Annotated in this window: 16 protein-coding genes; 3 read left to right on the forward strand and 13 right to left on the reverse strand. The window is 52.2% G+C overall.

Features of this window, described 5'->3' with window-relative positions:
• Positions 1 to 72 precede the first annotated feature (72 nt).
• The 11 genes from ygaH to FDX09_RS16495 form a co-directional block, all read right to left on the reverse strand.
• Positions 73 to 408, reverse strand: coding sequence for an L-valine transporter subunit YgaH (ygaH, locus tag FDX09_RS16445; RefSeq protein ID WP_042313111.1), 336 nt, complete (start codon positions 406 to 408; stop codon positions 73 to 75).
• On the reverse strand, positions 398 to 1,135 hold the full coding sequence (locus FDX09_RS16450; protein WP_069324583.1) for an AzlC family ABC transporter permease: 738 nt from the start codon (positions 1,133 to 1,135) through the stop codon (positions 398 to 400). Before FDX09_RS16450 ends, ygaH begins: the two co-directional genes overlap by 11 nt.
• Before the next feature lie 122 nt (positions 1,136 to 1,257).
• Positions 1,258 to 2,442, reverse strand: coding sequence for an MFS transporter (locus FDX09_RS16455; protein ID WP_137347530.1), 1,185 nt, complete (start codon positions 2,440 to 2,442; stop codon positions 1,258 to 1,260).
• 191 nt (positions 2,443 to 2,633) lie between these two features.
• Positions 2,634 to 3,629, reverse strand: a complete 996-nt coding sequence (gene proX, locus FDX09_RS16460) for a glycine betaine/L-proline ABC transporter substrate-binding protein ProX (protein WP_003825976.1) — start codon at positions 3,627 to 3,629, stop codon at positions 2,634 to 2,636.
• A 68-nt stretch (positions 3,630 to 3,697) separates the two neighbouring features.
• Complete coding sequence (proW, locus tag FDX09_RS16465; protein ID WP_038632993.1) at positions 3,698 to 4,762, reverse strand: glycine betaine/L-proline ABC transporter permease ProW; 1,065 nt, start codon at positions 4,760 to 4,762, stop codon at positions 3,698 to 3,700.
• Positions 4,755 to 5,957: a glycine betaine/L-proline ABC transporter ATP-binding protein ProV gene (gene proV, locus FDX09_RS16470; protein WP_038632990.1), complete on the reverse strand. Its 1,203-nt coding sequence runs from the start codon at positions 5,955 to 5,957 to the stop codon at positions 4,755 to 4,757. The genes proW and proV overlap by 8 nt, the downstream gene beginning before the upstream one ends.
• Before the next feature lie 354 nt (positions 5,958 to 6,311).
• Positions 6,312 to 7,271 carry a class 1b ribonucleoside-diphosphate reductase subunit beta gene (nrdF, locus tag FDX09_RS16475; RefSeq protein ID WP_137347531.1) on the reverse strand — a complete coding sequence of 320 codons (960 nt, stop codon included), beginning with the start codon at positions 7,269 to 7,271 and terminating at the stop codon, positions 6,312 to 6,314.
• Between the two features lie 10 nt (positions 7,272 to 7,281).
• Entirely contained in the window at positions 7,282 to 9,426 is a 2,145-nt protein-coding gene (gene nrdE / locus FDX09_RS16480) for a class 1b ribonucleoside-diphosphate reductase subunit alpha (protein WP_137347532.1), read from the reverse strand.
• Positions 9,399 to 9,809 carry a class Ib ribonucleoside-diphosphate reductase assembly flavoprotein NrdI gene (gene nrdI / locus FDX09_RS16485; RefSeq protein WP_137347533.1) on the reverse strand — a complete coding sequence of 137 codons (411 nt, stop codon included), beginning with the start codon at positions 9,807 to 9,809 and terminating at the stop codon, positions 9,399 to 9,401. The genes nrdE and nrdI overlap by 28 nt, the downstream gene beginning before the upstream one ends.
• Positions 9,806 to 10,051, reverse strand: coding sequence for a glutaredoxin-like protein NrdH (gene nrdH / locus FDX09_RS16490; protein ID WP_137347534.1), 246 nt, complete (start codon positions 10,049 to 10,051; stop codon positions 9,806 to 9,808). Before nrdH ends, nrdI begins: the two co-directional genes overlap by 4 nt.
• Before the next feature lie 280 nt (positions 10,052 to 10,331).
• Complete coding sequence (locus FDX09_RS16495) at positions 10,332 to 10,763, reverse strand: carboxymuconolactone decarboxylase family protein (RefSeq protein WP_038632976.1); 432 nt, start codon at positions 10,761 to 10,763, stop codon at positions 10,332 to 10,334.
• 90 nt (positions 10,764 to 10,853) lie between these two features.
• On the opposite strand from FDX09_RS16495, the gene FDX09_RS16500 reads away from it, so the two are divergent.
• Positions 10,854 to 12,188: a PLP-dependent aminotransferase family protein gene (locus FDX09_RS16500; protein ID WP_137347535.1), complete on the forward strand. Its 1,335-nt coding sequence runs from the start codon at positions 10,854 to 10,856 to the stop codon at positions 12,186 to 12,188.
• 123 nt (positions 12,189 to 12,311) lie between these two features.
• The gene (locus tag FDX09_RS16505) at positions 12,312 to 12,662 is read left to right on the forward strand and encodes a DUF2002 family protein (RefSeq protein WP_038632969.1); all 351 of its coding nucleotides are present in this window, start codon (positions 12,312 to 12,314) and stop codon (positions 12,660 to 12,662) included.
• Here FDX09_RS16505 and alaE read toward each other — a convergent pair.
• Positions 12,655 to 13,125 (reverse strand): L-alanine exporter AlaE, encoded by a 471-nt coding sequence (alaE, locus tag FDX09_RS16510; RefSeq protein WP_137347536.1) that lies wholly within the window; start codon positions 13,123 to 13,125, stop codon positions 12,655 to 12,657. The two genes, FDX09_RS16505 and alaE, sit on opposite strands and share 8 nt — an antisense overlap.
• A gap of 549 nt (positions 13,126 to 13,674) precedes the next feature.
• Between alaE and stpA the strand changes: the two genes are divergently transcribed.
• Entirely contained in the window at positions 13,675 to 14,076 is a 402-nt protein-coding gene (gene stpA / locus FDX09_RS16515; protein WP_038632963.1) for a DNA-binding protein StpA, read from the forward strand.
• A 36-nt stretch (positions 14,077 to 14,112) separates the two neighbouring features.
• Here the strand turns inward: stpA and FDX09_RS16520 are convergent, their stop codons facing one another.
• Positions 14,113 to 14,292, reverse strand: coding sequence for a hypothetical protein (locus FDX09_RS16520; protein ID WP_038632960.1), 180 nt, complete (start codon positions 14,290 to 14,292; stop codon positions 14,113 to 14,115).
• Positions 14,293 to 14,333: the final 41 nt, after the last annotated feature.

Below are 14,333 nucleotides of genomic sequence, written 5' to 3' on the forward strand. Positions count from 1 at the left end.
ATTTCAGCCGATATAGTAACGACAGTGACAAATAAAGTAAATGTATTATTTATTTAAAATGATTGTTTTTGTCTATAAGCCAACCAGCATTTTCCAGGCTAATCCGTAGCCCAGAGCACTCAGTAAGGTCGGAATGATGATGCTGCGGGTCTTATAGAAGCTTGCGCCCAGTATGACAAACCCCACCAGCGTAGGCACGAACCGACGAGCATCGTGCATCACTTCTGGCGCGGTAGACACCACCAACAGGGCGCAAATTGATGCAATGCCAATGGTGTCAAGTAATATGCCCGTCGCACCGCGTCTTGTCGGGCGAACATTCCCTACCCCAAGACGGAGCGGTAAATAGCGAAAGCAATAATTCACGCAGCCGACCAGCAGGCCGAGCAGTAAAACTTCATAGCTCATCAGGTCCTCCCTGCCAAAATGACTGGAGCAGCGCGGTCAGGCATCCACAGATGATGCCCAAAAGGATGGCAGCAGGGATAGAAAAGAGTATTACCCCGGCCAGCGCGCCTGCCAGTGCGGCAGTCACGCAGAGCGCCTGTTGACGCTGGAAAGAGGCGAGCAGGAAACTCATAAATAGCGCCGGAAGCATGAAGCCCAGTGCCGCTTCAACCGCGGGATAATCTTTGAGTAAACCACTACCGGAAAACGCGCCGATCACTGTGCCGAATACCCAGGAAGCCCAGGAACATAGCGCAATGCCAATCATCCAGTTTTCACTCCAGCGCCGATTATCCCGGACCAGTTTAGCCGTTGCGGCGGCAAAGACTTCATCGGTGAGGCCAAAGGCCCACAGCGCGCTTTTGGGTTTGTTCAGGCGCTGTGTGATGCGACTGCGCAGGGAGGGACCGTATAAAACATGGCGGATATCCATAGCCATAACGGTCAGTGCGGCGACCCACAGAGAACTGCCTGCGGCAAGCATGGTGGTAATGACAAACTGGCTGGCTCCCGCATAGATAATGCAGGAGAAAAAGACGCTTTCGACCGGCGTAAAGCCAAGGCGAGTAGCATTTAGACCAAATGCAAAAGCGACCGGAATATAGCTGATAACTATCGGCAGACTGTCTTTGAATCCTTCCGTTAACGTCGCCGAACGGGATCCGGACTGGGGTATAGGGCTTTCCATAGGGTTATAGGTTTCATTACCGAAATTAATATAACTTGGTTCAATGAGTTATAACCTTAGCAGACTGATGGGCTCCTTAACACCCTGAGGAGCCCAATCAGCGGTAAACAAGCGCTATACGCTTAATTTACGGCTTCCTGACGGTGAAAACCTCGCCACCAGACCAACAGGTTGAGTACGGCAACGGTCGTACCCGCCAGACAAACGCCAGCCCAACCGGCATGTTGCCAGGCGGAGGCCGAAATCAACGAACCAGCGGCCCCGCCAATAAAATAGCTGGTCATGTAGCCGGCGGTCAGACGGTTACGCGCATCCGGATGAATGCGATAGATAACCGTCTGGTTAGTGATATGCACCCCCTGAACGGTGAGATCCAGAACCAGAATACCGATAATCAGCATTGGCACCGAAGTATGTCCGAGCCAGATAGCCAGCCACGAGAGCAACAGTAACAACAGGCCGACGGTAGTGGTGAGATGTGATTTTCCTTTATCGGCAAAACCACCCGCCGGGCGTGCGCCTAACGCCCCCGCGGCTCCCGCCAGACCGAATAGACCGATCATCCCTTCAGAATAGTTAAACGGCGGCGCGGCGAGCAAAAATGCCATTGAGGTCCACAGAATGCTGAAGTTGGCGAAAGTCAGGCAACCCAGCATTGCGCGGGTACGCAGCAATTTATCATGGGTAAACAGGCTGAATACGGAACCTAACAGCTGCGGATAGTTAAGCTGGGTATCTGATTTCATCTTCGGCAGACCGCGCCACAGCGCAATCGCCATCAATGCCATCAGTATCGATGCCACCCAAAATACGGTGCGCCAACCGCCAAGGTTCGCCAGTAACCCTGCTACGGTACGCGCCAGCAGAATACCCAGCAACAGGCCGCTCATAATCGTCCCGACGACTTTCCCGCGCTTGTCCGGGGTGGCAAGCGTTGCCGCCAGTGGAACCAGGATCTGCGCCACTACCGAGAACAGTCCGGTCAGGGCGGTGCCGAGGATCAGCATGCCCAACGACTGGCTGCTGGCGGTAATCAGCATGCCGCCAGCCGCCAGCAGCGTCATGGAGACAATCAACATCCGTCGCTCAAACATATCGCCAAGCGGTACCAGGAATAGCAAACCTGCGGCATAGCCGAGTTGGGCCGCGGTGACGATAAATCCTGCTGTACTGGCAGACAGTGAGAAGTTGCGGGCGATGGTGTCGAGCAGCGGTTGTGCGTAATAGTTACTGGCGACGGCAAGGCCGGTGGCGATAGACATTAACAGGATCAGCGAAGGGCTAAGTCCCTGAGTGGTTTTCGTCATGGTTTTCAACTGAATAATGGGTTGCAGAAAACAATCATAACGGAAGTGATTAACTGTTGCTGATTTGTTGGGTGATGGATTGTGCGGTTTAGGTGGGATAGAGGGAAACAGGCCGGATAAGCGTTAGCGTATCCGGCAATGGTGCGGTTACTGTGGCTGATGGCGCTATGCTTATCAGACCTGCGAGTGGGTTATTTCTGCGCAGCCAGCGCTTCGTTCACCCAGCCGTCAAACTGCTGCTGGTGGGCTTTGATCCAGCCGTCTACGTGACCCTGAACATCGGCTTCAGACGCTTTACCATCATGCATCATCGCGTTCTGTGCGTTGATATCCGCCAACGGTAATTTCATGATAGCGAACAGTTTCGCTGCCGCCGGGTTTTTCTCCGCCCAGGCTTTGTTGGCGACGATGTGCATGGTGTTCACCGGGAAGCCGTAGTTAGCGCCGTTTGGCAATTTGGTATCGATATCTTTCTGCTCACCCGGCAGGGAAGAGAACGGTACCTGCAACCAGACCACATCTTTGCCCGGCTTCATCACGTCGCTGACCCAGTACGGCGTCCAGGTGTAGTAAAGAATGGGTTTGCCTTCTTTAAAGCGGGTGATGGTGTCTGCCATCATCGCCGCATAGTTACCGTGGCTGACCTCGACCGTTTTTTCCAGATCGAAGGCTTTGTTCTGGTGGTTGATCACCGCTTCACAGCCCCAGCCTGGCGAACAGCCCATCATATCGGCTTTGCCGTCGCCGTTGGTGTCAAAAATTTTAGCGATCTTGGGATCTTTTAACTGGGCGATGTTGGTGATTTTGTACTGCTCAGCGGTTTTTTTGTCGATCAGATAACCCTGTGCGGCACCCGTAACGAATACCCCCTCGCGATAAAACTTTTTGTCTCCGCCCGCCGCGGCGTACATATCATCATGCAGCGGCTGCCAGTTCACGGCGGTAAAAGTTGCATCGCCAGAGGCAATGGAGGTATAGCCGACGTTATAGTCAACTTCGCTGGTTTTGTTAACGGTGTAACCCAGTTTCTCCAGCGCGCGGGCAACCAGCTGCGTCTGGAAGGATTCTTCAGAGATAGTGCTCTGGATTGGCTGGACGGTAATGCCTTTGCCCGGCAGGTCGGCAGCGAAAGTGCTGGTGGAGACAAGGGTGGCAAACGCTGTGGCAATAATAACTTTCTGTCGCATCGTTGTTCCTTAATTATTGGAGGGACGTGTAGGCCCGGTAAGCGCAGCGCCACCGGGCAACGGGTGTATTACTTCGTGAAAGGGCGAGTGATAAGCCCAACGGGACCGGTGGTGTACCAGCGACGGTTACCCCGGCTACGCGAATCGCGACCAACGGCCTGCGTCAGGCGATCCAGGATGATGGCGAGGATCACAATCCCAACGCCACCAACCGTGGCTAATCCCATATCCAGACGACCAATTCCGCGCAGAACCATCTGACCCAATCCGCCAACGGCAATCATCGAGGCGATGACCACCATCGAGAGCGCCAGCATCAGCGTTTGGTTAACCCCGGCCATAATCGTGGGCATCGCCAGCGGGAGCTGCACTTTAAACAGCATCTGACGCGGGCTGGCGCCAAACGAGCGCGAGGCTTCAATCAGGTCGGCCGGCACCTGGTTAATCCCCAGAATGGTCAGACGGACGATTGGCGGCAGGGCGAAGATAATCGTCACCACTACGCCCGGGACGTTACCAATACCGAACAGCATGACAATCGGCACCAAATACACGAAAGCGGGGGTGGTTTGCATCGCATCCAGCAGCGGACGAACAATCTTTGCCGCCCGAGGGCTGCGCGCCAACCAGATGCCCATCGGCAGACCGATCACCACACAGAACAGTAACGCGGTCAGCACCAGCGCCAGCGTGATCATCGCTTGCGACCACGCGCCAATGGCGCCGATAGCAATCAACGAAATCAGCGTCGCGACACCCATTCCAACGCCGGAAATCTGCCAGGCGATCAGGGCGAACAGGATAATCGCCACGGGGGCTGGCATACCTAACAGCATTTGCTGGAAGCCGTTGAGAATGTAATCCACCGGTACACGGATGCCCTGGAAGACCGGACGAAAATGGGTAACCACCCAGTCGATCCCCTCGGTGACCCAACTGTCCAATGGGATCAGCGTCTTATGGAACGGATCCATAATATTAAAATGCTCTGGTGCCGGCGCGGGCGCGCTGGTCAGCCAGTCTGCGCTACCGCCGTCAGTAGGCGCGGAGGATGGTGTGCTCCACGCATCGGCGGTTTGTGCGGCGCTATCGGCCGCTGGTGTGGTATCCCACGGATTAGTTTGATCAGCCATTGTTTGCCCCCTCACGATCTAAAGCCTGTAACAGCATGCGTTTTGAAATAACGCCCACATACTGCTGTTCCTCGTCAACTACCGGTACCGCGCACGGTGCCTGGCCGACATGAGAAAGCAACTCGCTGAGAGGAGTTTGTGCATCGACAGCCAGCGGTTCATTGATCAACGCCGCTTCAATACCTTGCGCCTGACTAAGCGCGGTTTTTAGTGAGTCGATAGAGACGACGCCGACGAATTTATTGCCACGTTCGATCACGTAACCATATTCGCGATCTTTGTCCTGCAATAATTGCAGCGCCGAACGAGGGCCTACACCGGGTGTTTTACGAATTAAACCTTCGGGGCTACGGCGGGAAATATCTTTCGCGCTGAACACCTGGCTAATATCAACGCCGCGGAAGAAGGTGCGTACATAATCATTAGCCGGATTATTCAGGATTTCATCCGGTGTACCGACCTGTACTACTTCACCGTTTTGCATAATGGCAATTCTGTCGCCAATACGCATAGCTTCGTCGAGATCATGGGAAATAAAGACCACGGTGCGTTGATGCTTCGCCTGGAGTTTTACCAGTTCATCCTGCATCTCGGTACGAATTAATGGATCGAGGGCTGAGAAGGCCTCATCCATTAATAAGATGTCAGGATTAATGGCTAATGCGCGGGCAAGGCCTACACGCTGGCGCATCCCCCCGGAAAGTTCATCCGGGTAGCTGTGAGCGTAATTCTCCAGACCGACCTGACGTAGCGCATCCAGCGCCTTTTCGCGACGTTCATCCGCGGCGACGCCGGCTAATTCCATGCCGAATGCCGTATTGTCCAGCACCGTCATATGCGGCATCAGGGCAAAGGACTGAAAGACCATCGCAATCTTTTTTCTGCGCACCTCGCGGAGTTCGGCATCGGAGATCCGGGCGATATCTACGCCGTCGATCAGTACCTGTCCGCGGGTGGGTTCAATCAGGCGATTGAGAAGGCGTACCATTGTGGATTTACCCGAGCCGGATAATCCCATGATGACAAATATCTCGCCTTCTTCAATGGCCAGACTGGCGTCTTTAACGCCAAGCGATAGCCCTGTTTTCTCCAGAATTTGCTCTTTTGTAAGTCCTTTTTCAATATATTTGAACGCTCTCTGAGGATGCTCGCCAAATATCTTATAGAGGTTCTTCACTTCTAATTTAATTGCCATGCAATAGAATGATTCCTGTTATTTGTTTATATCGATATGTTACCTGATGGAAATAGTGACCTTTTTCTACCCTAACATACTGAGAATCTGAGACAACCCTGAATTTAGTTGTGGCATGAATATTGCCGAAGGTCAGTCGGCGGGATTTCCCGTGATATAAGGGCTGAGCGTGAATGTGCGTTAACTGATATTTTTTGTAAACGCCAATGAAAAAGCGCCTGAATTGGTGTAATGCAGGCGAATAATGCGGCTGATATTGAGTGTAGATCACACAATTATAATTGCACGATAAAAGTGTGATCCTGTTAAAATATTACCGCGAAAAATGTACGGTATTTCCCGTGAAAATGAGAGTTAAAAATTCCAGTCGTCGTCTTCGGTTTCGATAGCTTTACCCATCACATAAGATGAGCCAGAACCTGAGAAGAAATCGTGGTTTTCGTCTGCGTTGGGCGACAGCGCGGCAAGGATTGCCGGGTTAACCTCCGCCATTTCTGACGGGAATAACGCCTCATAACCCAAATTCATTAATGCCTTATTGGCGTTGTAACAAAGGAAGGCTTTGACGTCATCCACCCAACCGGTTTCTGCATACAATTCTTCTGTATAACGCGCTTCGTTATCATACAACTCCATGAGTAGATTGAGGGCAAAATTCTTTAACTCCTCGCGTGCGGATTCGGAAATATGCTCCAGGCTTTTTTGAAATTTATAACCAATGTAATACCCGTGGACCGCTTCATCACGAATGATCAGACGAATGAGATCGGCGGTATTAGTCAGTTTGCCGCGGCTGGAGAAATACATCGGCAACCAGAAGCCGGAATAGAACAGGAATGATTCCAGAAACACGCTGGCAATCTTCTTGTGATACGGATTATCGCTGGCGTAATGGGCCAGAATAATCTGCGCCTTACGTTGGAGCGGGATATTTTCCTCACTCCAGGCGTAGGCGGCATCCACATCTTTGGTCTGGCAAAGCGTGGAGAAAATAGAGCTGTATGAGCGGGCGTGAACGGCTTCCATAAAGCTGATATTCGACAGCACCGCTTCTTCGTGTGGGGTTAATGAATCCGCCATTAGCGCTGGCGCACCGGCAACATTCTGAATGGTGTCGAGTAGCGTTAGCCCGGTAAAAACGCGGATAGTTAACTGCTGCTCGGCAGCGCTCAGCGTTTGCCAGGACGGGACGTCGTTGGAAAGCGGGACTTTTTCCGGTAGCCAGAAGTTACTGGTCAGGCGATTCCATACCTCCAGGTCTTTATCATCTTCAATCTTGTTCCAGTTGATGGCGCTCACGCGGGATAATGTCATGATCTCCTCCTTACAGCGCGCATGACACGCAACCTTCGATTTCGGTCCCTTCCAGCGCCAGCTGACGCAGTCGGATGTAGTACAGCGATTTAATGCCCTTACGCCAGGCGTAGATCTGCGCTTTGTTAATATCGCGGGTAGTGGCGGTATCGGGGAAAAAGAGCGTCAGCGACAGTCCCTGATCGACATGGCGCGTCGCTTCAGCATAGGTATCGATAATTTTTTGTGGGCCAATCTCGTAGGCATCCTGATACAAGGCCAGATTCTCATTGGTCATAAAAGGAGCAGGGTAGTACACGCGCCCGGTTTTGCCCTCTTTGCGAATTTCCACTTTTGACACGATCGGGTGAATACTTGACGTCGCATGGTTGATGTAGGAAATAGAGCCGGTTGGCGGAACTGCCTGTAAATTCTGGTTATAAATGCCGTAGCGCATGACATCTTCACGCAACTGCGCCCACATCTCACGCGTCGGCAGCGTAATGCCGCTGGCGGCAAACAGCGCGCGAACTTTGTCGGTTTTTGGCTGCCAGTCACCCTGCAGATACTGGCTAAAATACTCGCCGCTGGCGTAGCGAGACTGCCTGAATCCAGCAAAGGCTTTACCACGTTCGCGGGCGAGCTTCATTGACGTATTCAGCGCATGCCAGGTGATGGTGTAAAAGTAGATATTGGTGAAATCCAGCCCTTCCGGCGAGCCATAGGCGATGCCTTCCCGCGCCAGATAGCCATGCAGGTTCATCTGACCAAGACCAATCGCGTGCGATGCGCTGTTTCCGGCTGCAATTGAGGGCACGCTGCGAATATGACTCATGTCCGAAACGGCGGTTAAGCCGCGAATCGCCGTTTCCACGGTACGACCAAAATCCGGGGAATCCATGGTATGGGCGATATTCAGCGAGCCGAGGTTGCAGGAGATATCGTGTCCGGTCTGCGCGTAGTTGAGATTTTCATCGTAGGTGGAGGCGCTGTTAACCTGCAAAATTTCGGAGCACAGATTGCTCATGTTAATACGACCTGCAATCGGATTCGCGCGATTCACCGTATCTTCAAACATGATGTAAGGGTAGCCGGACTCAAACTGGATCTCAGCCAGCCGCTGGAAGAAATCGCGGGCGTTAATGTATTTTTTGCGCACGCGTCCATCGGCAAGCAGTTCGTCATAGCGTTCACTGACGGCGATATCGCCGAACGCTTTGCCGTAAATGCGTTCCACGTCATAGGGCGAGAACAGCGCCATGTCGGCATTCTCTTTGGCCAGTTTAAAGGTAATGTCCGGGATCACTACGCCAAGCGACAGGGTTTTGATACGTATTTTTTCGTCGGCATTTTCACGTTTGGTATCCAGAAAACGCAAAATGTCCGGATGATGCGCGTGCAAATACACCGCGCCTGCGCCCTGACGCGCGCCGAGTTGATTGGCATAAGAAAACGCATCTTCCAGCATTTTCATTACCGGGATCACGCCGGAGGACTGGTTTTCAATGCGTTTAATCGGCGCACCTGCTTCGCGCAGGTTAGAGAGCAAAAACGCTACGCCGCCGCCGCGCTTGGAAAGTTGCAGTGCAGAGTTAACCGCCCGGCCAATGGACTCCATGTTGTCTTCAATGCGTAACAGGAAGCAGGAAACCAGCTCGCCGCGCTGCTGTTTGCCGCAGTTTAAGAAGGTTGGCGTGGCGGGCTGAAAGCGTCCGGAGAGCATTTCATCGCTAAGCTGCATGGCGAGCGTTTCATCGCCTTGCGCCAGCGTGAGCGCCACCATCGTTACCCGATCCTCAAAATCTTCGAGATAGCGCTTACTGTCGAACGTTTTCAGCGTATAGCTGGTGTAGAACTTCCATGCGCCGAGGAACGTCTGGAACCGGAATCCGCTGGCGTGGGCGTGAGCAAAGAGCTTTATTACAAATGCGCGATCGTAACGGCTTAATACGCTTTCGTCGTAGTAGCCTTCAGCAACCAGCGTTTCCAGGCGCTCCTGCTGGCTGGCAAACGTCAGCGAGTTGGGGCGGACGTGGGCGGCAAAGAAAGCCTCCACCGCCTCATGGTCTTTGTCGAACTGAATGCGTCCAGCTTTATCGTACAGATTCAGCATGGCGTTCAGGGCGTGATAATCCAGCGTTGGCTGGGTTATGCGTTCTGCGGTTGTCGTTGCCAAAATTCACTCACTCCTTGTCGAACGTTGTCGATATCGCTTTGGGTGCCCATCAGCTCAAAGCGCCAGAGCCACTGCACGCCGCATTTTTGTGAGATGACTTCACCCGCGCGGCCATAGGCTTCACCGAAATTGCGATTGCCGGAAGCAATCACCCCACGGATTAACGCCCGGTTGTGCGGATCGTTTAAAAAGCGGATCACCTGTCTCGGAACCGCGCCTGCCGTTCCGCCGCCGCCGTAGGACGGCACGATTAAGATGTAAGGTTCGTCGACCCGGATCCGCTCGCGTTCATTAAGCGGAATGCGGATGGCAGGCAGCCCCAGACGCTGGATAAAGCGGTGCGTATTTTCGGAGCTGCTGGAGAAGTAGACGAGCTGACTCATGCGCTGGCCATATGGGGTTGTGGGCGCAGACGGTTGATCATGTCCGGGCGAAACCCGGACCAACTGGTTTCCCCGGCGACAACGACCGGTAACTGACGAAAGCCTTGATCGCGCAGGCTGTCAGCCAGAGCGGGCTGCAAATCAATATTTACCATCTCAAAGTCAAACCCGCGGCTTTCCATTGCCCGCTTAGTGGCGTGGCACTGAACACAGTTATTACGAGTGTAAATAATAATACGCATGATTCGTATTTCCATTTGTAGATAAAAGATCGACGCGATTGATAGCGTCGGATTGTAGGTGTCTTGATAGGAGTGATACTAGATGTAGTTTTAAAAATATTCAACCATACAAGATATGGTAATTTTAGATTGATGAAGGGCAGAATGATGAGCGTGACGGGGGCTGGGATGTGTAGCATGACGGGGGGGCGGAGGGCGACGCGTCGCGTCTTATCCGGCCTACAGGAGAACACATCCCAGGCCGGAGAAAGCATTTATGCCGCCATCCGGCAGGGCAGAATTACATGCGCATCCCAACCGCCAGGCGGTTGAAGCAGTTCATCAGGCTGATGGCAAACGTCAGATCGCTGATTTCTTTCGCGCTAAAATGGTCGAGCAGCGGCAGATAAACATCATCTTCCGCGTGGGTGCTGGCGATATGAGTGACCGATTCGGCCCATGCCAGCGCCGCACGTTCCTGTTCACTGAAGTGGTGGCTCACTCGCCAACCTGCCAGCGCGTCGAGTTTGGCCTGCGCAACGCCTGCTTTGCGCAACGCCTTACTGTGCATTTCCAGGCAAAATGCGCAGCCGTTGATTTGCGAGACCCGCAGGTAAACCAGTTCCGTCAGCGTAGGTTCCAGTGCGCAATTTTCCAGCGCTTTGCTGGCCTGAACCAGAGCGTTATAGATTTCAGGACTGAGTTCATAATAGGGCTGGCGTAACATTGTCATGGTATTTCTCCTCGTTTGGATAACCCGCAATGTAGCACTATAATGGACTGCTACAGAGAGCCATATTTTTGCAAAAAAAGCAGACCATAAATGCCGCGCTATCAACAAATCGCCCGCCAGTTAAAAAATGCCATTGAGACAGGTGAACTCAAACCAGGCGCAAGATTGCCCTCCAGCCGGACGTGGTCCCAGGAACTCGGCGTTTCGCGTTCGACGGTGGAACATGCCTATGCCGAGCTGGTGGCGCAGGGCTGGCTGGCTCGACGTGGGCAGGCGGGAACTTTTGTCAGTGAGCAGTTGCGACCAGAGACCGCGCCTGCGGCTCCCGCTATCTTCGCAGGAGAAAATCCCAGACCCCAACCTTTTCAGATGGGGCTACCCGCACTCGATCTCTTCCCGCGTGAAGTATGGGCGCGGGTGATGGGCCGACGTTTACGCACCCAAACGCGTTTTGATCTGGCGGTGGGGGAGGTTTGCGGCGAAAGGGTGCTGCGTCAGGCGATTGTTGATTACCTGCGCGTTTCACGCAGCATTGAGTGCCAGCCGGAGCAGGTTTTTATCACCTCTGGCTATGCGGCATCGATGACGTTAATTCTGCGCGCGCTGTCTCAACCCGGTGAAGGGATGTGGGTCGAAGATCCCGGGTTTCCGTTGATCCGACCGGTAGTGGCTCAGGAGCGAATTGCGCTGATGCCGGTTCCTGTTGATGCCAATGGTCTGGATGTCTGCGCTGGGATCCGCGATTACCCGCAGGCGCGCTTTGTTTTGCTTACACCCGCGCATCAAAGCCCGCTGGGTGTGGCCCTTTCATTGGAGCGTCGCCATCAGTTGCTGGAGTGGGCGGCCCGCACCCAGGCATGGATTATTGAAGATGACTATGACAGTGAATTTCGCTACCACGGTAAACCGTTGCCGCCGTTGAAAAGCCTGGATGCGCCGCAGCGGGTGATTTATGCCGGAACGTTCAGCAAATCAATGTTTCCTGCGCTACGCACGGCATGGCTGGTGGTGCCCATGACTCAGGTCGAGCATTTTCGCCAGCAGGTGGCGCTAGCGGCCTGTAGCGTTCCGGTTTTATGGCAACAAACGCTGGCGGATTTTATGCGCGAGGGGCACTTCTGGCGGCACTTAAAACGCATGCGTCAACATTATGCCCAGCGACGTCAGTGGATGGTAAATGCCCTGACCGAACACGGTTTTAACGTGCTCCCGCAAGAGGGTGGGATCCAACTGGTGATGAGTGTAGACGCAGACGATGTTGCGTTAGTACGTAAAGCGAATCGGGCAGGTCTGGCCGTACAGGCCTTGAGCCAGTGGCGTATAACGCCGAACGGACAAGGGGGAATATTATTGTCATTTACCAATATTAGCTCAGCGGAAATGGCGCAGCAGGCGGCCTATCAATTGCGGCAGGCGCTGACATAAATCTGCACGGTTCTTAAGATATTCGTCCCACCGTCTTCAGTCGTTTATGGACTTTTCTGAAAGCGTTGCTAATGCTGAATCAGGTAAGGTAAGCCCGCAGTAAAAGATAACGAGGAAAATAATATGTATTTACGACCTGATGAGGTGGCGCGCGTACTTGAAAAAGTGGGCTTTACCGTTGATGTAGTGACGCCGAAAACGTACGGCTATCGACGTGGTGAAAATTATGTGTACGTTAACCGGGAAGCACGTATGGGACGTACCGCATTAGTCATCCATCCCACGCTTAAAGAGCGCAGCTCTTCACTGGCGGAACCTGCGACAGACATTAAAACCTGCGATCACTACCAGCAATTCCCGTTGTATTTAGCCGGAGAGACCCATGAGCATTATGGTATTCCGCACGGCTTCAGTTCGCGTATTGCACTTGAGCGTTATCTGAGTGGGTTATTTGGCGACGTTAACGCTAACTAATAACGCGACTGGCAGGGGCTTTAGCCTGGTGATAGCTGCTGACCTTAAACAGGCGGCGGCAATAATCAAGGAAGTAGCCGTATACTGCGCCCATCAGCATCGATACCACGATGTTCGAACTTACCGCAGCCGTAATCTGGTGCCAGTCCGCGCCAACCGTCAACAGAATAATCACGTAAACCGGCGACTGGAAGGTGACATAAGCCAGCACGTCCGCCAGGTTTTTTGCCCATCCTGCCTGCGTGGCTTTACGTGCCGCGCGCATAAACAAATCACGGTACATGCCGTATGGCCAGGCGATCAGAATATTGACAGGGATGGCCACCAGTCTGGAGTACAGTGACTGTTCAAAGCTCATTCCAGAAAGGAATATCTCGATCAACATGTTCACGACAGAACAATAAACAACCATCGCGAACGTGTCTGCTACAGCATGACGCAAGCGTGACTGCGGAGAGAACATGTTAATGCTCCTTGTAAAAAGGGGAAAAAAGGTTTTGAATACCTTCACTGCTAGTGATTTGTCTTGCTGCTTTCGCGTTTCAATAGGATATCTGCCTGGATAATAACTAGCAACTAGCTTAAAATTTTTATTTATTGTCTTTTTGTCGATAAAATGCTCTGCATTGGTTTGATTTTTGTTCGTTTTGGTGTTTTCGTTGTTCTGCTGATTAAAAGTATTTTATATCAATAGGTTATGAATACTTGTTTTTCTGAGTTTTTTGCGCTCCTTTTCTGAAAGTTGACTGATGTTCAGAATGTGCGCGTGCCGGCCCTGGGCAATAAAGTGATGTGTTTATCAGACGATGCGCTGAGAGGTAATGCGAGTATATTTACAGTGACTATCCTGGGAATATAAAATATTTGATGTCAGGTTTCAGGATAGCCATTTAAATAACGGGATTGGCTATTTGTTTTATAATCTGCGAAAAAATTAGACTGGAAAAATAATAATCAGTTGCATACAATATTTAGCGTGATACCATTTTTACGTTAAAGAGGTTTTGTTAATATGAGTTCAATGTTAAAAAACTTAAATAATATCCGCTCGCTGCGTGTAATGGCACGTGAATTTTCCGTTGATGTGCTGGAAGATATGCTCGAAAAATTCAGAGTAGTGACTAAAGAACGCCGCGATGAAGAAGAACAGCTACAGCGCCAACGTGCAGAACAGCAGGAAAAAATTAATAATTTGCTGGCCCTGATGCAGGCCGATGGGATCAATCCGGAAGAGCTGCTGAGTATGACCCCAGCGACGTCGCGGGCAGTCAAAAAACGTCAACCACGCCCGGCGAAATATCGTTTTACCGATTTCGACGGTGAAACAAAAACATGGACCGGACAAGGTCGGACACCAAAGCCAATTGCCCAGGCGCTGGCTGCCGGTAAATCTCTTGATGACTTTTTAATCTAATTATAAATGCGGTGAGGGTGACCTCACCGCCTGTTTTCAGCAAACGCCGAAATCACCGTCTTCGGTATATCGCGTCACGTCAGCTGCTTTCAGTGTGAATTTTTCACCGCTTTCATTACTGGCTTGTACCGCCACAATTTGATCTTCGTTGACTTCGACAACTTTCAGTTTAGGTCCGCCCATGCGTGGTTGAACCAGATCGCCAGGTTTAAACATATTGCGCTCCTTTATTTATCGCACAACTCACCATAGATCAC

It is taken from the genome of Citrobacter sp. wls717 (genome assembly GCF_005280955.1).
In the GTDB taxonomy this organism is placed as follows: domain Bacteria; phylum Pseudomonadota; class Gammaproteobacteria; order Enterobacterales; family Enterobacteriaceae; genus Citrobacter; species Citrobacter werkmanii.